Here is an 18,209-nt window from a genome sequence, read left to right as displayed (position 1 = left end):
CTACGACATATGGGTCGGCCCGCCGACGTGCGGGCCTACGACATGTGGACCTACGAGGTGTGGGCGCGCCCCACCTGGGTGCGTACCGCGCCGACGCTCGCCGCGATGACCAGGGCGATGGCCGCCACCTGGGCCGGGGAGAGGGTCTGGCCGAGGATCAGGAAGCCGGCCGTCGCCGCGAGGGCCGGTTCCAGACTCATCAGGATGGCGAAGGTGGAGGCGGGCAGGCGGCGCAGGGCCAGGAGTTCGAGGGTGTAGGGCAGGACCGAGGAAAGCAGGGCCACGGCCGCGCCGAGACCGGCGGTGGTGGGGTTCAGCAGACGGGTGCCGGCCGAGGCGATGCCCAGGGGGAGGAAGACAAGGGCCGCGACCCCCATGGCGAGGGCCAGGCCGTCGGCCTGGGGGAAGCGGCGGCCCGTGCGGGCGCTGAAGACGATGTAGGTGGCCCACATGGCTCCGGCGCCCAGGGCGAACCCCACGCCTACCGGATCGAGGTCGCTGAAGCCCCCGCCGCCCAGCAGGAAGACACCGGCCAGGGCCAGGGCCGCCCACACCGCGTTGATCGCGCGGCGGGAGGCCAGCACGGACAGCGTGAGCGGGCCGAGGACCTCCAGGGTGACCGCGGGACCGAGCGGGATGCGGGCCACCGCCTCGTAGAAGAGGCCGTTCATCGCACCCATGGCGAGGCCGAAGGCGACCACCGTGCCCCAGTCGGTACGGGAGTGGCCGCGCAGCCGGGGCCGGCAGACCAGGAGCAGGACGACCGCCGCCGCGACGAGTCGCAGGGTGACCACGCCCAGCGCTCCGGCCCGCGGCATCAGCGTCACCGCGAGCGCACCGCCGAACTGCACCGAGACACCGCCGGCCAGGACCAGTCCGACGGGGCCGAGCGAGCCGAGGCGCCGCGGTGCGCGAGCGGTGCCGGTGGCGGTGGCAGAGGCGGCCGGGGTCGGGGTGGCGGTACCGGAGGGGGTCACGGGCGGTCCAGGTGCTCGATCGGGCTCGTTCAGCGGGATGTACTACCTGGTCCAGGTTAGGGAACCCGGACAGGGGCGTGAACCCTTTATGTAACTGTCCCACATGCTGACATCGGATGCCCGGCCAGACCCCCCTCACCCCCACAGCGGTATGCACAGTTCGCCCGTTATGAGCCTGGATGATGCTCGTCCAGCGCCTCCGCCAGGACCTCCGCCAGGTGGCGGCCGCGCACTCCTGCCAGTTGCTCCAGTTGCGTACGGCAGGAGAAGCCGTCCGCGAGGACCACCGCCTGGCCCGGGGCGCTGCGCACGGACGGCAGGAGCTGTTCCTCCGCACAGGCCCGGGACACCTCGAAGTGGCCCTTCTCGAAGCCGAAGTTGCCGGCCAGGCCGCAGCAGCCCCCGGCGAGTTCGCCGCTGAGTCCGGCGGCCTCGCGCAGCCGGCGGTCGGCGGTGTCGCCGAGGACCGCGTGCTGATGGCAGTGGGTCTGTCCGGTGACCGGGCGGTCGACGGCGGGCGGGGTCCAGTGCGAGGCGTGGCGCTCCAGGGTCTCGGCGAAGGTGCGGACCGCGGAGGCGAGCCGGGCGGCGCGGGGGTCGTCGGGCAGCAGCTCGGGCAGGTCGGCGCGCAGGGCCGCCGCACAGCTGGGTTCGAGCACGACGACCGGGGCCCCGGCCCGCAGCACGGGTTCCATCAGGTCCAGGGTGCGGCGCAGCACCGCGCGGGCGCGGTCGAGCTGGCCGGTGGAGACATAGGTGAGCCCGCAGCAGACGCGGCCCCGGCGGGCGGCCAGCAGCGCGGTCGCCGAACGGGTCCGGCCGTCGCCGATCGCGCCCCGGCGCGGCAGCATCGTCGGCGGCAGGGCCACCCGCAGCCCGGCGGCCTCCAGGATGCGGACGGCGGCCCGCCCGACGGACGGGGACAGATGCTCGGTGAAGGTGTCCGGCCACAGCACCACCAGGTCCCCGGTGCCTCCGGCCGGTGCGCGCCGCCGCCACCAGCCGCTGAAGGTGCCGGTTGCCAGCCGGGGCAGGCCCCGCTCGGGGGTGATCCCGCCCAGGCGTTTCGCCACGGCCGCCACTGCCGGTACGGCGGCGAGCGCGTTGACAAGGGGGGCCGTGCGGGTGCGGGCGACGGCGCGCAGCCACTCGGGCAGCCGGCCCATGGTGTGGTGGGCGGCCGGGCGGCGGCGGCCGGCGTAGTGGTGGTGCAGGAACTCCGCCTTGTAGGTGGCCATGTCGACGCCGACCGGGCAGTCCGAGCGGCAGCCCTTGCAGGACAGGCAGAGGTCCAGGGCGTCCTTGACCTCCGGTGACCGCCAGCCGTCGGTGACCAGTTCGCCCGCGAGCATCTCGTGCAGCAGCCGGGCCCGGCCCCGGGTGGAGTGCCGCTCCTCGCCGGTGGCGCGGAAGGAGGGGCACATCACGGCGGGGCCGGAGACGGTCGTCGTACGGCACTTGGCGACGCCGACGCAGCGGCGGACGGCCGCGCGGAAGTCGCCGCCGTCGGCCGGGTAGCCGAAGGCCACCTCGACCGGCTCGCGGGGCAGCACCGAGAAGCGCAGGTTCTCGTCCAGCCGGGCCGGGCGGACCAGCATGCCGGGGTTGAGGAGGTCGTCGGGGTCCCAGACCGCCTTGGCCCGCTCGAAGAGCCGGACCGTCTCCTCGCCGTACATGCGGGGCAGCAGCTCGGCCCGTGCCTGGCCGTCGCCGTGCTCCCCGGACAGCGAGCCGCCGTGGCCGACGACCAGGTCGGCGAGTTCCTCGGAGAAGCGGCGGAAGCGGCCCACGCCCGCCTCGCTGAGGAGGTCGAAGTCGATCCGGACGTGGATGCAGCCGTCGCCGAAGTGGCCGTACGGCGTGCCGCGCAGGCCGTGGGCCGCCAGCAGGGCGCGGAAGTCGCGGAGGTAGGCGCCGAGCCGGGCGGGCGGCACCGCGCAGTCCTCCCAGCCGGGCCAGGCCTCCGCGCCGAGTCCGCGGCCGGGCGCGGGCAGGTCGGGGGTGTGCTGCCCCTCGGGAAGGGGCGGGAAGGAGGCGTCCCGCCCGTCGGGGACGGGCCGGCGGGGGGTGCCGGGGGGAATGCGGGTGGCGGTGCCGCTCGCGTCCTCGCGGATGCGCCACAGGGTGCGCTGGGCGGCCGGGTCAACCACCACCGACGCGTCCAACACGTCGGCCGCGCGGACGATTTCCTCCGCACGCGCGCGTGCCTCGGCCGGCGACTCCCCACCGGTCTCCACGAACAGCCAGGCACCGCCCCTGGGCAGCCCGGCCGGTGAGCGCACCAGGTCGGCCGCCATGCCCTCCACGGTCAGCGGCCCGAGGGGCAGCAGCCCGGCCGCGGCCTCGGCGGCGGCGCTCTCGTCGCCGTACCCCAGCACGGCCAGGGCGCGGGCGCGGGGTGCCGCCACCAGCCGTACGACCGCCTCGGTGAGGATGCCGAGGGTGCCCTCGGAGCCGCAGAAGGAGCGGGCGACGTCGGCGCCCTTCTCGGGCAGCAGCGCGTCCAGCGCATACCCCGAGATACGGCGGGGCAGGTCCGGGAAGCCCGTGCGCAGCCGGGCCAGCTCGCCCTCCGCCAGCTCCCGCAGCCCCTCCGGCGCCCCGGCCCAGCCCTGCCCGAGCCGCAGCCGCCGCCCCCGCGCGGTGAGGACGGACAGCTCCCGCACGCTGTCCGCGGTGGTGCCCCAGGCGACCGAGTGCGAGCCGCAGGAGTTGTTGCCGATCATCCCGCCGAGCGTGCAGCGGCTGTGGGTGGACGGGTCCGGGCCGAAGCGCAGGCCGTGCGGGGCGGCGGCCTCCTGGAGCCGGTCCAGCACCAGACCGGGCTGTACGACGGCGGTCCGCGCCTCCGGGTCCAGCTCCAGCAGCCGGTTCATGTGCCGGGTGAAGTCCAGCACCACCCCGGTGCCGGTCGCCTGCCCGGCGATCGAGGTGCCCCCGCCGCGCGCCACCACCGGCACGCCGCGCGCCCGGCACACCTCCAGCACGGCCGCGACGTCGTCCGCGTCGCGGGGGGCGACGACGCCCAGCGGGACCCGCCGGTAGTTGGACGCGTCCATCGTCACGAGCGCCCGGGTGGTGACATCGAACCCGACCTCGCCCCGAACGGCGCCGCGCAGCTCTGCTTCGAGACCCGTGAGATCCGTGAGATCCGTCATGCGTCCAGGATGCGCCCGATCACGCTCCGTCACCGAAACTTTTCCACAGGGTCGCCCATATCGTCGTACAAATTCACAAGTCCACGAACCGTCGATCTCGTCTCATCGGACGGACACCGTTCCATCCGGTTTCACCCAGCCGATACCCTCCGACTCGTGGCCGACATCCAGATCCCCGCTGACATCAAGCCCGCCGACGGACGCTTCGGTGCGGGCCCCTCCAAGGTGCGGACCGAGGCGCTGGACGCCCTCGCCGCCACCGGTACGTCCCTCATGGGCACCTCCCACCGCCAGGCGCCCGTCAAGAACCTGGTGGGCCAGGTCCGCGAGGGCATCAGCTCCCTGTTCTCCCTGCCCGAGGGGTACGAGGTCGTCCTCGGCAACGGCGGCTCCACCGCCTTCTGGGACATCGCCACCCACGGACTGATCGAGAACAAGTCCCAGCACCTCACCTTCGGCGAGTTCTCCTCGAAGTTCGCCAAGGCCGCCAAGCTCGCCCCCTGGCTGGCCGAGCCGACCGTCATCGCCGGCGACCCGGGCACCCACCCGGAGGCGCGGGCCGAGGCCGGCGTCGACGTCTACGCCTTCACCCACAACGAGACCTCGACCGGCGTCGCCATGCCGATCAAGCGGGTCGAGGGTGCCGACGAAGGCGCGCTGGTCCTGGTGGACGCCACCTCCGGCGCCGGCGGTCTCCCGGTGGACGTGTCCGAGACCGACGTCTACTACTTCGCCCCGCAGAAGTCCTTCGCCTCCGACGGCGGCCTGTGGATCGGTGTCTTCTCCCCGGCCGCGATCGAGCGCGCCGAGCGCGTCCACGCGTCCGGCCGCCACATCCCGGAGTTCTTCAGCCTGCCGACGGCGATCGACAACTCCCGCAAGAACCAGACGTACAACACCCCGGCGCTCGCCACCCTCTTCCTGCTGAACCAGCAGCTGGAGTGGCTCAACGGCCACGGCGGTCTCGCCTGGTCCGCGGCCCGCACCAAGGACTCCTCGACCCGCCTGTACACCTGGGCGGAGGAGTCCAAGTACGCCACCCCGTTCGTCACCGAGCCGGCCAAGCGCTCCCAGGTCATCGGCACGATCGACTTCTCCGACGAGGTCGACGCGGCCGCCGTCGCCAAGGTGCTGCGCGCCAACGGCATCGTGGACACCGAGCCCTACCGCAAGCTCGGCCGCAACCAGCTGCGCATCGCGATGTTCCCGGCGGTCGACCCGGCGGACGTCGAGGCGCTGACGCACTGCATCGACTACGTCATCGAGAAGCTCTGACCTCTCGGCACGTACGACGAAGGGCGCCCGGTGATCGTCACCGGGCGCCCTTCGCGGCTACGGAACCCTGCTCTCCCTCTCCGGCGAACAGCTCTTCGGCGACCGTCGCGGTCAGGGAGCGGTCGAGCCAGGCTTCCAGCACGTCGAGCTCGGTGCAGGCCATGACCCGCTCGCGGACGGCGTCGGAGACCTCGATGCCCCGCGCATCAAGAACCCGAAGAACGGCCTTCGCCTCGCCCTTCGCCTCCCCGTAGGCGACGACCTTCCGCCAAGCCTCCTCCATCACGGTGCCCGCGCCAGGGAAGACCGGGGTGTACACGTCCATCAGCTTCCTCCAGTGGTCACGGGCCGGGCCGTCACCCAGACCCATCTCGATGATTTCTGCCCACTCCTGATGGGGCCCCACCACCGGCCCGACCTCGTCCAGTATGGCAAGCACACCCGGATCTTTGGCGTGGGCGAGCACGGAGAACACGGTGGCGGGAAGGTCCTTCGCCGCCTCGTCCGGGTCGGTGATGACCGGCAGGTTCTTCGGTCCCAGCACCAGCGGGAAGACCTGCATGCTGGTGTGGAAGTCGCTACCGATGCGAATGGGCTCCGCAGCCCAGGACGCCGTTTTCTTATCCTGGCACACGACCAACAGGATGGGCGGCAGCCGGTACTTGGCGTACAGATGCGCCATGTAGTACGTCCAGCTGTTGTGCTTGTCGCGGTCCGGCTTGCCCTGCGACTCGACGGCGAGCAGAAAACCGCCCTCGCTCCCGGCCGTCCGGACCCGGAAGAGGCTGTCGACCCTCCGCTCCAACGGCCTGATCTCGGTGAGGTCGGTGTCCAGCGGCTCGATCGAGTGGTACTCGGGGAACTCCATACCCGCCCGCGGCAGGAGCCGGGCGAGCAGATCCGGCTCCTTGCGGAAGATGTGGTGCATGGTGTCATGCGGTGAGCTGACCATGCGACGGAACGTAGCCACGGGAGCCCGATCAGCCGGGGTGTACGGCGGAAGGGTCAGTCGGATGAGTGAATACGCCTTTGGAATATGCAGAACAGTCCTCCGACCTTGATGCTCCGGCGGACGCGGGCGATCACTTGCTGGGCCTCGGCGCCGAAAACGGCGGACTCGGCGAAGGTGTCCCAGACGCGGCGGCCCAAAGCGATCGTTTCGGCGTCGTCGAGCCAGAGTTCGGCGTGCCAGTCCTCGACCACGGCCAGGCGATCGTCCAGCACGACGAACGAGTTGCCGAGGGGCCCTCGGGGACCGCCTCCGACGCCCTCGCCCTGGTGACCTGTTCGCCGAACCGAGGGCGCCGCGAGCTGGGCTGTCCGCTCAGCCCCCCATCGACGGGTCCGGCGTCAGCAGGGCGAAGGCCGCTCCCGTCGGGTCCAGGAGCATGGCCAGGCGGCCCACTCCCTCGACGTCCATCGCCGGGATGAGCACCGTGGCGCCGGCCTCCGTCGCCGTGGCCACCGTGGCGTCGCAGTCGGCCACCGCGAAGTAGGGGTGCCACTCCGGGGTGGTACCGGCGTCCAGGTGCTGCTGTTGCAGCTGCATGATGCCGCCCTGGCCCGCCTCCTGGCCGCCCCCGGCCGGGGACACCACCGTGTAGGCGAGGTCCGGGTCCAGGGGCCAGTCCTGGAACTGCCAGGAGAACACCGCGCCGTAGAAGGCCCGGGCCGCCGCCGTGTCGGTGGTGTACAGCTCGGTCCAGCACAGGGCTCCCGGCACCCCGACGGTCTCGAAACCGGTTGTCTCGCCCGGCTGCCATACGGCGAAGTCCGCACCGGTGGAGTCGGTGAACTGGGCCATGCGCCCCGCGGAGAAGACGTCGGCGGGGGCGACGCGCACCCTGCCGCCCGCCCGCTTCACGGCCTCGGCGGTGGCGTCCGCGTCGGGGGTGTGGAAGTAGACCGTCCAGGAGGACGCGGCCCCCTCCTCGGTCAGCGGGCCGATCCCGCCGACCACCTTGCCGTCGAGCCTGAAGAACCCGTAGCCCCCGGCGTCGGGTCCGGCCGACTGGAGTTCCCAGCCGAACACCGTGCCGTAGAAGGCGGCGGCCGCAGCGGTGTCGGGCGTTCCCAGGTCGAGCCAGTTCGGCGCGCCCGGGACGAAGTCGGTCGAGAGCACGGCAGCGTCCTCCAGTGTGGTGGGTCATGGACCGGTGGACACTTTGCCGCATTGTCGGGCGAAAGCTGATATTTGGTTGCGCGTCGGGCTGGAAAGTCGTCAGCCGTGCGGCGAGGGCCCGCACCCCCCGGAGGAGATGCGGGCCCTCGCCGTGGTCAGGCCCGGTATCCGCCGCCCGTCAGGAGGCGGTGCAGCTCACGCTCGGTACGGCGGCGCCGCCCGGCGCCGCGCCGAAGCCGAAGCTCGCCGAACCGCCCGCCGGCACACTGCCGTTCTGCGGTGCGTTCACGGCCGTGACCGTCGAGCCGCTCTGCGTGTACGTCGCGTTCCACATATTGCTGATCCGCTGCGAGCCGCTCCACGTCCACGTCACCTTCCAGGACGACAGCGCGGTCGTGCCGGTGTTCCGCACCGTCACATCGGCGTTGAAGCCGCTCCCCCAGTCGCTGCTGACGGAGTAGGTCGCGCTGCAACTCGCCGAGGTGCCCCCGCCGCCACCGCCACCGCCACCGCCACCACCGCTTCCCGAGCTGCCGAACAGCGGTGCCTTGATGCTGGTCAGGTATCCGTCCTTGGCGGTGTCCACGGTCGCCCAGTCGTCCTTGAGGATGCCGCCCGTGTCCCCCGAGTCGGGGTTCCAGGACCAGAACGTCCACTGGAAGGCGTCGGCCCCGTACGTCGACGTCGGCCTCAGGTAACTCACCAGCGCCGCCAGCCACTTCTGGTCGACGGTCGACTGGAGCGTCGTACCGAATTCACCGACCCACACCGGGGCGATGTTCTGCCTGAAGATGTAGCCCCAGTACTTGTCCCAGATGCCCGGCATGTTGGCCGGGAAGGACGGATCGCTGAACCAGCTCTGCTGGGCGACGCTGGTGGCGTAGTCGTGGGCGGAGTACACCACCCGGTTGGGCACGCTGAGCCGCACCGGGTACTGGCCGACGCCCATCAGATTGCCGCCCCACCAGTACGAGGCGCCGTTGTACGACTGCACGCCCTCGACGAAGACCAGCAGATTCGGGTTGACGGACAGCACCGCGTTACCGGCCCGCTCGGCGGCCAGGCGCCAGTCGGTGGCCTGGTCGCCGCAGCCCCAACAGGCGGGATCGTGGGGCTCGTTGTGCAGGTCGATGCCGATGACCGTGTCCTGGTTGAGATAGCGGGTCGCCAGCGCCTTGAGGTCGGCGATCCACGTCGACTCGGGGACGGAGGAGGTGTACCAGAGCGCCGACTGGCCCGCGGAGTCCGGGCGGTGCCGGTCCAGAATGACCTTCAGGCCGTCCTGGCCAGCGTACGCCACGACCTTGTCCATGACCTGGAGCGAGGTCAGGCCCTGGAGGTCGGTGTTCTTCCCGCCGGAGAAGTCGATGCTGTCGGGCATCGCGCCCGGCTTGAAGATGTCGTCGCTGTAGGGCAGCCGGATGGTGTTGTAGCCGAGCGACCGCATCTGGTCGATCATGCTCTTGTAGTCCCGGGACCACAGGCCGTGGACCACCTTGTTGGTGGTCTCGAAGCCGAACCAGTTGACCCCGGCGATACGCACCGGATGACCGGCCGCGTCCAGGATCTGGCGGCCGCTGGTGTGCCAGTAACCGGCCCCGGGTGCGGTGTCCGCGTGGGCGGTCTGCGCCCCGGCCAGCCCCGCCAGGGGCAACAGGAGCGCCGCCCCGGCCGCGCACAGGGCTCTTCGCAAACTGCGGAACATGTGCCTGGTCTCCTCTCGGAGGTGCGGCCCCGGAACTATGGGAGCGCTCCCATAAACCGCTCGCCTCCAGCCAACCCGGAGACCATGCGCACGTCAAGATTTCGGTCGGGAACAGCGGGTGCCGCTCGGCCCCCTCACCCCCGTCGCCGCAGCCTGCGCAGCCCGAGCAGGGCGAGCGCGCCCACGGCGATGACGGCCGCGCCGACCCCGACGCCGGAGCCGCTCCCGAACCCGGTGAGACCCGAGCCGCCCCCGGAGGCCGCGCTCGCGCTGCCGCCCGGTTCGTCGTCGGAGGGGCGGCCGGGCGCGTCCTTCGCCTCCACCGCACTCTCCGCGCCCTCGCTGCCGTACAGCAGCTTCGTCCCGTCCGGGGAGTAGCTGAGACCCTCGCCCTGTCCCTGCAACGGCACGTCCAGCTGGCCCGCGCGTTTGATCCGGCCGCCGTTCCAGTCGTAGTAGATCCCGCCGAAGTAGCCGCGCACGGCGAGCTGCCGGCCGTCCGGGGAGAAGGCCGCGTCGGTGGCCCACAGGTCGACCGGGGCGACGGGCTTGAAGATGTTCGCGCCGGAGGTGGAGAGGGTGGCCGGGCCCTCGTAGAGATGCCCGCCGTCCTGCTTCTTGTCGATGATGTAGACGCGCCCGGTCTTCGGGTGGACGACCAGCGACTCGGCGTCCCGCGGACCGTCCTCGTACTTCACCACGTACTGCGTGGCGGTGACCGTCTGGTCCTTGAGGACCTTCGGCTCGGGCAGCCGGTAGATCCAGACGTACGGCCATCTGCCGCCGAAGTTGTCACCGATGTCGCCGACGTAGATCTCGTCGTGCGGGCCGACGGAGATCGCCTCCACATCGCGCGGGGAGCCGACACCGCGCAGGGTGATACGGGCGACCGTCTTCCCGGTCGCGCTGTCCACGGCGTAGATGTACGGCCCGTCGCCGCTGTCATTGTGCGTCCAGTAGATGCCGGGGTGCAGATGCGAGGCGGCGAGCCCGCTGGACTCGGCGATCCGGGGGTCCTTCAGGGTGAATCCCTGGTCACCGGCGCCGTCGGCCGGGGCGGCGGAGGCGGGGACCGCGGGCAGCGCGCAGACGCCGGCGAGCAGCGCTCCGGCGGACAGGGCTCGGGCGAGGCGGGCGGACGATCGACGCATCCCCCAAGCCTGCCATCCCCGCTCCGCGTTCACCGGCCGAGGCGGCCAGGTGGTGGCCCAGGGTCCCCACGGGTGGGGGCCCGGGGGTGGCCCAGGGGTGACCCAGGAGTGACCCGCGTGGCGGCCGGCGTGGCGGCCCTCACATCCCATGCGCACGCGTGATCGTCCATCATGAGCGGATGCTCAGGTTCATGCCCGTAGGCGACTCCATGACCATCGGAAGCGCGGGCGAACACACATGGCGTTACCGGCTGTGGCGGCATCTGTGCACGGCGTACGACGGTCCTTTCACCTTCGTCGGCCCGCGCGAGACGCTGTACGACAAGCAGACCGAGGCCCCGACCTCCCTCGCCTACGCCGAGCCCGACTTCCCCCGCGCCCACCTGGCCGGCTGGGGCGAGGGCTGGCTGCACATGGCCCCGCTGATCGGCCCGGCGGTGCGGGAGCACCGGGCGGATGTGCTGCTGGTCTCGCTCGGACTGATCGACCTGGGCTTCTACACCAACGCCGAGCAGACCGCGGAGAACGTACGGGCCTTCGTCACCGGCGCCCGGGCGGCGAACCCGCGCATCCGCACGGTGCTGCTGCCGGTCATACCGAACATACGGGCCGAGGCCGACGCGCCCTTCGCCGCGCAGGTCGACCTCTTCAACGACCTCCTCGCGAAAACGGCCGCCGACCTGGACGAGCCCCGCTCGCCCCTCCTGCTGGCCTCGCCGCCACGGCCGTACGACATCCACACCGACACCTACGACGGCACCCATCCCAACGCGAGCGGTGAGCACCGGATCGCGGAGGCGTTCGCCGGGGCGATGCGGGAGGCGTGGGGACTCGGACAGAGGTTCGTGGCCGGAACGGATTGACCTGACTGCGGCGTCTCCTCGTCACCGTGCATATCGTTGAACCGCGCGGCTGCACTCGTCCGTGGGCAGCCGCGGAGGAGCGCCACGATGACCGTCCTCGAAGACAGGATCGAGATGGCCGAGGAGAGCGGCGAGCTGACTCTGGACGTCATGTTCGAGTGGCTCGACAAGATGCCCATCCCCGAGGGAACGAAAGTCGAGATCGTCGGGGGGCACATCTTCATGTCGCCGCAGCGGGCCAACCACTGGGAGATCATTTTCCGCGTCCTGGATCAGTTGCGGAGCACGTATCCGATCGAGCGGCTGGCATCAGACGTACGCATCGACTTCCCGGGGCATCTGAACGGTTTCGCCTGTGATGTGGCAGCGCTGGCCAAGGGATCCGTAAAGGACGACAAAGGCCGCTTTCGTTATCAGGACGTCGAATTCGTCGCCGAAGTCATCTCCAGGGACACCGCGCGCAACGACTACGGCCCCAAGAAGACCGCCTACGCCACCGCCGAAGTCCCCGTCTACCTCATCGTCGACCCGTACCAGGGCAGGTGCCATCTGCACACCCAGCCCAAGGACGGCGAGTACCTCAGCGAGCTGACCGTCGTCTTCGGAGCGGACCTCGACATGACCACCACCCCCCTCGGCCTCACCCTCAAGACCGACGAGTTCCCCCGCGACTGACCAACTCCCCTTGCCTTGAGCGCACTCCAGGACGTTGGCTGGTGGACCATGAAGTACACGCAGCTTGGACGCACGGGGCTCAAGGTCAGCCGGCTCGTCCTCGGGACGATGAACTTCGGTCCACAGACCGAGGAGGCCGACAGCCACGCCATCATGGACGCGGCGCTGGACGCGGGCATCAACTTCTTCGACACCGCCAACGTCTACGGATGGGGCGAGAACAAGGGCCGGACCGAGAGCATCATCGGCAACTGGTTCGCCCAGGGCGGCGGACGGCGCGACAAGGTCGTGCTCGCCACCAAGGTGTACGCACACATGGGCGCGGACGGCGACGACGTCTGGCCCAACCACGACAAGCTCTCCGCCCTCAACATCCGGCGGGCCGTCGACGCCAGTCTGAAGCGGCTGCAGACCGACCACATCGACGTCTACCAGTTCCACCACATCGACCGGAACACCCCCTTCGACGAGATCTGGCAGGCCATCGACGTCCTGGTCCAGCAGGGCAAGATCCTCTACGCCGGCTCCTCCAACTTCCCCGGCTACAAGATCGCCCAGGCCAACGAGACCGCCGCCCGCCGCGGCGGCACCCTCGGCCTGGTCAGCGAGCAGTGCCTGTACAACCTCTACGAGCGGCGCGCCGAGATGGAGGTGCTCCCGGCCGCGCAGGAGTACGGCCTCGGGGTCATCCCCTGGTCCCCGCTGCACGGCGGCCTGCTCGGCGGGGTGATCAAGAAGGAGGGGCAGGGCGCGCGCCGGGCCTCCGGGCGGGCCGCCCAGGTCCTCGCCGACCCGGCCGCCCGCGCCCGGGTCCAGTCGTACGAGGATCTTCTCGACAAGCACGGTCTGGAGCCCGGCGAGGCCGCCCTGGCCTGGCTGCTCACCCGGCCCGCGGTGACCGGCCCGATCGTCGGCCCGCGCACCGCCGAGCAGCTGGAGTCCGCGCTGCGGGCGGTCGAGCTGGAGCTGAGCGAGGAGGTGCTGGCCGACCTGGACGAGATCTTCCCGGGGCCGGGACCGTCGCCGGAGGCCTTCGCCTGGTGACCGAGGGTGCACGGGGGCGCGGGGGCGCATGCGAGATGCGGCCCCGCAGGCCCCCGGGCGCTACCTGACGGCCGACGCCAAGGCGACGACCGCAAACATCAACACCAACACACCGGCCATGATCCGGTTTCGCGTCTTCGGGTCCACGCCATCGAGCCTAACCGGCCCCGCCCAGTGCCCAGCGGGCGACCGCCTCGTAGCGGGGCTGTTCCCCCGGCACTCCGGACCGGGGCAGGTTGCTGCGCACCAGGGCCAGGTCGGTCACGGTCCAGGTGTCTCCGGTGAACTCGCGCAGGAGCTGCACATACGGCCGTACGTCGACCGCCTCCCGGCTTCTGGCCAGCGTCAGGTGGGCCTTGTAGCGGCGGTGTTCGCCCATCGGCAGGCCCGCCTTGCGGGCCGCCGCCTCGGCGCGGTCGGCCAGCAGGCGCAGCGCCTCCACCTCGCCCGACGCGCCGGTCCACAGCGCCCGGCCCTGCCCGAACTGGCCCCCGCCGGAGAGGGCCAGCTCGAAGGGGTCCGTACGGTGGGCCGCGCGGGCCAGCCGGTCCGACAGGTCCGGTACGAGATCGTCGGCGACCTCGCCGTAGAAGGCGAGGGTGAAGTGCCAGCCGGGGCGTCCCGTCCAGCGCAGGCCGGCGGCGCCCGGCAGCTGCTTCAACCGGTCGACTTCGGCGGCGAGTTGGCGGGTGATGTCCTCCGGGGGCAGTACGGCGGCGAAGAGTCTCATGCCCTCACCATCCCAGACCGAAATGCCGTCGCCTCCCCATGACGGCGCGGGCAGGATGGGCCCATGACGATCAGCATCCGCACCGGTGGCCCCGACGACGCTCCCCTCATCCTCGGCATGCTCGACAGCGCCGTGGAGTGGCTCGTCTCACAGGGGCGGACCGGGCAGTGGGGGACCGAGCCATGGTCGACGAACGAGCGGGCCGTGGAGCTGGTGCACCGGTACGCCGCCGAGGGCACCCCGTACATCGCCGAGATAGACGGCACGCCCGCCGCCACGCTGACCCTGAGCAAGCGCCCGGGGTCCTATCTGGAGCCCGCCGACGAACCCGAGCGGTACATCCACCTCTTTGCCACCGACCGCCGTTTCAGGGGGCGGGGTGCGGGGGCGGCGCTGCTCGCGCACGCGGCGGAGGAGACGCGGCGGGCCGGGGTGTCCTTGCTGCGGGTGGACTGCTACGCGGGGGACGACGGGAAGCTGGTCGCGTACTACGAGAGCAACGGGTTCATGCGGACCGAGGCGTTCACGGTGGGCGAGGAGGCGTGGCCGGGGCAGGTGCTGGCGAAGAGGGTGCTGTAGCGGACTTGGCTTGCCGGGTGCCGTGTGCTGTGGCTGGCCGGGGGGTGTTCCGCTCACCCGCGCTTGCGGGGTGCCGCTGCGCCCACCCGTGCCGCCCCCAGCGGCACGACTGCCCGCAGCTAGCGCGCCCGAAGGGGCGCGGGGAACTGCGCGAGCGGCCAGGGACGGACCCGCACCCGGCAACGGATCCGCACCCCCACTTCTTAGGCCGCCGCGGCCAGCTCCTGCTCCTCCTTCGGGATGAAGTGCAGGCGGGGGTGGCCGCGATGCCAGCGGAGCGCTACCCGTAGGCCGCCGACCCGGGTGAGGATCAGGCCGATGGCGACTGCGGCGGCCGCCGAGACGAGGCCGCCGCAGGCGAAGCCCACCCGGGGGCCGTAGGTGTCGGTGATCCAGCCGACGATCGGCGCGCCCAGCGGCGTGCCGCCCATGAAGACCATCATGAACAGGGCCATCACCCGGCCCCGCATGGCGGGGTCGGTGGCCATCTGCACCGCGGTGTTCGCGGTGACGTTGACCGTGAGGCCGGCGATGCCGATCGGCACCATGAGGAGCGCGAACAGCCAGTACGACGGGGCCAGCGCGGCCACGGTCTCCAGGACGCCGAAGGCCAGCGCGGCGGCGATCAGGACGCGCAGCCGGGCCGTGCCCCGGCGGGCGGCCAGCAGGGCGCCGCACAGGGAGCCGGCGGCCATCAGGGTGTTGAAGAGGCTGTAGGAGCCGGCGCCGGCGTGGAATATGTGGTCCGCGTAGGCGGTGAGCCAGACCGGGAAGTTGAAGCCGAAGGTGCCGATGAACCCGACCAGGACGATCGGCCAGACCAGCTCCGGCCGGCCGGCCACATAGCGCAGGCCTTCCCGCAGCTGGCCCTTGCCGCGCGGCGCGCGCTCGACCACGTGCAGTTCGCGGGCGCGCATCAGCAGCAGGCCGGCGATGGGCGCGGCGAAGGACAGGCCGTTGGCGAGGAACGCCCAGCCGGTGCCCACGCCGGTGATCAGGAGACCGGCGACGGCGGGGCCGACGAGACGGGCGGACTGGAAGTTCGCCGAGTTGAGGCTGACCGCGTTCTGGAGCTGCTCGGGGCCGACCATCTCGGAGACGAAGGACTGGCGGGCCGGGTTGTCGACCACGGTGGCGAGGCCGACGGCGAGGGCGGCGACGTAGACGTGCCAGACCTGGACATGGCCGGACAGGGTCAGGAAGGCGAGCGCGAGGCCGGTCAGGGCCATCGCCGCCTGGGTCACCAGCAGCGTCGGGCGCTTGGGCAGGCGGTCGACGAGGACGCCGCCGTACAGGCCGAGGAGGAGCATCGGCAGGAACTGGAGGGCGGTGGTGATGCCCACGGCCGCGGAGGAGCCGGTGAGGCTCAGGACCAGCCAGTCCTGGGCGATGCGCTGCATCCAGGTGCCGGTGTTGGAGACGACCTGGCCGAGGAAGAAGAGGCGGTAGTTCCGGATCCTCAGCGAGCTGAACATCGAGGATGTGCGGGGGTTGTGGGTGGTCGGTGCGGGGGCGGAAGGTGTTCCGGGTCCCGTACTCAAAAGGGTTCGCCTCCTCAGGCCGCGCTTACAGGTGTGCGAGCTTCTCCAGGACCGGGGCAGCGGCGCGCAGGGTCGCCCACTCCTCGTCGTCCAGGCCTTCGACCAGACCGGCGAGGAATGCGTTCCGCTTGCGGCGGCTCTCCTCGAGCATGGCCTCGGCCTGCTCGGTCTGGGTGACGACCTTCTGACGCCGGTCCTCGGGGTGCGGCTCCAGCCGGACCAGCCCCTTGGCCTCCAGCAGTGCGACGATGCGGGTCATCGACGGCGGCTGGACGTGTTCCTTGCGGGCGAGCTCGCCCGGGGTGGCGCTGCCGCAGCGGGCCAGGGTGCCGAGCACCGACATCTCGGTGGGGCTCAGCGACTCGTCGACCCGCTGGTGCTTGAGGCGACGGGACAGCCGCATCACGGCGGAGCGGAGTGAGTTCACGGCGGCCGCGTCGTCGCCATGGGTGAGGTCCTGCATGTTCTTTAGAGTAACTCATTACCCTGACTAAGGACCACCGGAACGCGCGCGAATGCCCGTGATACCGACCACTGAATCCTTTGATCACCCGTACGGGTGACACAGGTCCGGAAAGGAACACAGCGGGCGGCCGGGTGTGGCGACCCTCGTACGCATGGCGACCAGTGTGCTCAGCCTGCGGATAGACGGGGAGCTGCTCGAACGGCTCCGGCATCACGCGGCGAAAAGAGGAATGAGCGTGCAGGACTATGTGGTCCGCACGCTCATCCGGGACGACTTCGACGAACGGTTCCAGACCGCCGTCGAGGAGACGGAGAGGTTCTACGGGGTCACCTGACGCCGTAGGGAACGGGTCAGGTCAGACCCAGGGCCGGCATCAGGTAGAAGAAGGCGAAGACCGCCGAGACGACGTACATCGGGACCGGGATCTCCCGGCCGCGTCCGGCGACCAGGCGCAGCACCACGAAGGTGATGAAGCCCATGCCGATGCCGTTCGTGATCGAGTAGGTGAACGGCATCATCAGCATCGTCACGAAGGCCGGGATCGCGATCGTGTAGTCCGCCCAGTCGATCTCCTTGATCGAGTTGGACAGGATCAGGAAGCCGACCGCGATCAGCGCCGGGGTGGCCGCCTGGGACGGGACCATCGTGGCGACCGGGGTGAGGAACAGCGCGACGGCGAAGAGAGCGCCGGTGACCACGTTCGCGAGGCCCGTGCGGGCGCCCTCGCCGACACCGGCCGTGGACTCCACGAACGCCGTGTTGGCCGAGGCGGAGCTCGCACCGCCCGCCGCGACCGCGAGGCCGTCGACGAAGAGGACCTTGTTGATGCCGGGCATGTAGCCCTGGGCGTCGGTCAGCTTGGCCTCGTCGCTGACGCCCATGATCGTGCCCATCGCGTCGAAGAAGCTCGACAGCAGGACCGTGAAGACGAAGAGGACGCCGGTCAGCACGCCGACCTTGGAGAAGCCGCCGAACAGGCTGACCTTGCCGATCAGGCCGAAGTCGGGGCTGGCGACCGGGTTGCCGGGCCACTTCGGGACCGTCAGGCCCCAGGACGGGACCTTGGCGACGGCGTCGATGATCATCGCGAGGACGGTCATGCCGACGATCGAGATCAGGATCGCGCCCGGCACCTTGCGGACGATCAGCGCGAAGGTCAGCAGCGCACCGAGGATGAAGATCAGCACCGGCCAGCCGAGCAGATGACCGCCCGTGCCGAGCTGGAGCGGGACGGTGGTCTGGGCGGCGTCCGGGATGCGGCTGACGAAGCCGGAGTCGACCAGGCCGATCAGCATGATGAACAGGCCGATGCCGATCGAGATCGCCTTGCGCAGACCGAACGGCACCGCGTTCATCACGCGCTCCCGCAGACCGGTGGCCACCAGCAGCATCACCACGAAGCCGGCCAGGACGACCATGCCCATCGCGTCCGGCCAGGTCATCCGGGGCGCCAGCTGGAGCGCGACCACGGAGTTCACGCCGAGGCCGGCGGCGCACGCGATCGGGACGTTGCCGATGACGCCCATGAGGAGGGTGGTGAAGGCGGCCGTCAGCGCGGTGGCGGTCACCAGCTGGCCGTTGTCCAGGTGGTGGCCGTACATGTCCTTCGCGCTGCCCAGGATGATCGGGTTCAGCACGATGATGTACGCCATCGCAAAGAAGGTGGCGAAACCGCCACGGATCTCCCGGACGACGGAGCTGCCGCGCTCGGAGATCTTGAAGTAGCGGTCGAGGGCGCTCTGAGCGGGCGCCCCGTCCGGCTTGCCGGGGGTGGGGACCTTGGCAGGTGCCGAGGTGGACATGCGAGACCTCATCACCAAGAGGGTTCCCCCGAGCCTCGTTGGCGTTTCATACGAACAGAAGCGGTCAAAGACAAACGGTTTCAGTATGAACGTATGAGCCGTAGATCGCTATCTCCGCGCG

The 18,209-nt window shown here is 70.9% G+C and carries 17 protein-coding genes; 6 read left to right on the top strand and 11 right to left on the bottom strand.

The features are described from left to right. Window positions 1-50 precede the first annotated feature (50 nt). Entirely contained in the window at window positions 51-977 is a 927-nt protein-coding gene (locus tag ACWCV9_RS30865) for an EamA family transporter (protein ID WP_450791493.1), read from the bottom strand. A 167-nt stretch (window positions 978-1,144) separates the two neighbouring features. Then, window positions 1,145-4,135 (bottom strand): FAD-binding and (Fe-S)-binding domain-containing protein, encoded by a 2,991-nt coding sequence (locus tag ACWCV9_RS30860; RefSeq protein WP_450791491.1) that lies wholly within the window; start codon window positions 4,133-4,135, stop codon window positions 1,145-1,147. Window positions 4,136-4,291: 156 nt separating this feature from the next. On the opposite strand from ACWCV9_RS30860, the gene serC reads away from it, so the two are divergent. Continuing rightward, complete coding sequence (serC, locus tag ACWCV9_RS30855) at window positions 4,292-5,410, top strand: phosphoserine transaminase (protein WP_450791489.1); 1,119 nt, start codon at window positions 4,292-4,294, stop codon at window positions 5,408-5,410. 37 nt (window positions 5,411-5,447) lie between these two features. Here serC and ACWCV9_RS30850 read toward each other — a convergent pair whose 3' ends face one another. The 5 genes from ACWCV9_RS30850 to ACWCV9_RS30830 form a co-directional block, all read right to left on the bottom strand. After that, window positions 5,448-6,362 (bottom strand): hypothetical protein, encoded by a 915-nt coding sequence (locus tag ACWCV9_RS30850; protein ID WP_450791487.1) that lies wholly within the window; start codon window positions 6,360-6,362, stop codon window positions 5,448-5,450. Between the two features lie 53 nt (window positions 6,363-6,415). Beyond that, entirely contained in the window at window positions 6,416-6,634 is a 219-nt protein-coding gene (locus ACWCV9_RS30845; protein ID WP_450791486.1) for a hypothetical protein, read from the bottom strand. 100 nt (window positions 6,635-6,734) lie between these two features. Next, a complete protein-coding gene (locus ACWCV9_RS30840) occupies window positions 6,735-7,532 on the bottom strand; it encodes a VOC family protein (protein ID WP_450791485.1) in 798 nt (265 codons plus the stop codon). 178 nt (window positions 7,533-7,710) lie between these two features. Further along, window positions 7,711-9,237 (bottom strand): cellulase family glycosylhydrolase, encoded by a 1,527-nt coding sequence (locus tag ACWCV9_RS30835; RefSeq protein WP_450791483.1) that lies wholly within the window; start codon window positions 9,235-9,237, stop codon window positions 7,711-7,713. Window positions 9,238-9,371: 134 nt separating this feature from the next. Beyond that, window positions 9,372-10,388, bottom strand: coding sequence for a WD40 repeat domain-containing protein (locus tag ACWCV9_RS30830; RefSeq protein ID WP_450791481.1), 1,017 nt, complete (start codon window positions 10,386-10,388; stop codon window positions 9,372-9,374). Between the two features lie 179 nt (window positions 10,389-10,567). On the opposite strand from ACWCV9_RS30830, the gene ACWCV9_RS30825 reads away from it, so the two are divergent. The 3 genes from ACWCV9_RS30825 (at window position 10,568) to ACWCV9_RS30815 (ending at window position 12,970) form a co-directional block, all read left to right on the top strand. Next, the gene (locus tag ACWCV9_RS30825; protein ID WP_450791480.1) at window positions 10,568-11,251 is read left to right on the top strand and encodes an SGNH/GDSL hydrolase family protein; all 684 of its coding nucleotides are present in this window, start codon (window positions 10,568-10,570) and stop codon (window positions 11,249-11,251) included. Window positions 11,252-11,338: 87 nt separating this feature from the next. Continuing rightward, on the top strand, window positions 11,339-11,926 hold the full coding sequence (locus ACWCV9_RS30820) for a Uma2 family endonuclease (RefSeq protein WP_450791478.1): 588 nt from the start codon (window positions 11,339-11,341) through the stop codon (window positions 11,924-11,926). A gap of 48 nt (window positions 11,927-11,974) precedes the next feature. Further along, complete coding sequence (locus ACWCV9_RS30815; RefSeq protein WP_450791476.1) at window positions 11,975-12,970, top strand: aldo/keto reductase; 996 nt, start codon at window positions 11,975-11,977, stop codon at window positions 12,968-12,970. Between the two features lie 157 nt (window positions 12,971-13,127). On the opposite strand, the gene thpR is transcribed toward ACWCV9_RS30815, so the two are convergent. Next, entirely contained in the window at window positions 13,128-13,700 is a 573-nt protein-coding gene (gene thpR, locus ACWCV9_RS30810; RefSeq protein WP_450791475.1) for an RNA 2',3'-cyclic phosphodiesterase, read from the bottom strand. Between the two features lie 63 nt (window positions 13,701-13,763). Here thpR and ACWCV9_RS30805 point away from each other — a divergent pair, with 63 nt between their 5' ends. Next, window positions 13,764-14,279, top strand: a complete 516-nt coding sequence (locus ACWCV9_RS30805) for a GNAT family N-acetyltransferase (protein ID WP_450791473.1) — start codon at window positions 13,764-13,766, stop codon at window positions 14,277-14,279. Between the two features lie 203 nt (window positions 14,280-14,482). On the opposite strand, the gene ACWCV9_RS30800 is transcribed toward ACWCV9_RS30805, so the two are convergent. Both ACWCV9_RS30800 and ACWCV9_RS30795 read right to left on the bottom strand, forming a co-directional pair. After that, window positions 14,483-15,820, bottom strand: a complete 1,338-nt coding sequence (locus ACWCV9_RS30800) for an MFS transporter (RefSeq protein WP_450791472.1) — start codon at window positions 15,818-15,820, stop codon at window positions 14,483-14,485. Between the two features lie 25 nt (window positions 15,821-15,845). Then, complete coding sequence (locus ACWCV9_RS30795) at window positions 15,846-16,283, bottom strand: MarR family winged helix-turn-helix transcriptional regulator (RefSeq protein ID WP_385842062.1); 438 nt, start codon at window positions 16,281-16,283, stop codon at window positions 15,846-15,848. Between the two features lie 154 nt (window positions 16,284-16,437). On the opposite strand from ACWCV9_RS30795, the gene ACWCV9_RS30790 reads away from it, so the two are divergent. Then, window positions 16,438-16,620 (top strand): ribbon-helix-helix protein, CopG family, encoded by a 183-nt coding sequence (locus tag ACWCV9_RS30790; RefSeq protein ID WP_385842063.1) that lies wholly within the window; start codon window positions 16,438-16,440, stop codon window positions 16,618-16,620. Between the two features lie 16 nt (window positions 16,621-16,636). Here the strand turns inward: ACWCV9_RS30790 and ACWCV9_RS30785 are convergent, their stop codons facing one another. Then, the gene (locus ACWCV9_RS30785; RefSeq protein WP_450791471.1) at window positions 16,637-18,088 is read right to left on the bottom strand and encodes an NCS2 family permease; all 1,452 of its coding nucleotides are present in this window, start codon (window positions 18,086-18,088) and stop codon (window positions 16,637-16,639) included. Window positions 18,089-18,209: the final 121 nt, after the last annotated feature.

Source organism: Streptomyces sp. NPDC001606, from assembly GCF_053596835.1.
This window is presented reverse-complemented; position numbering and strand designations above follow the sequence as displayed.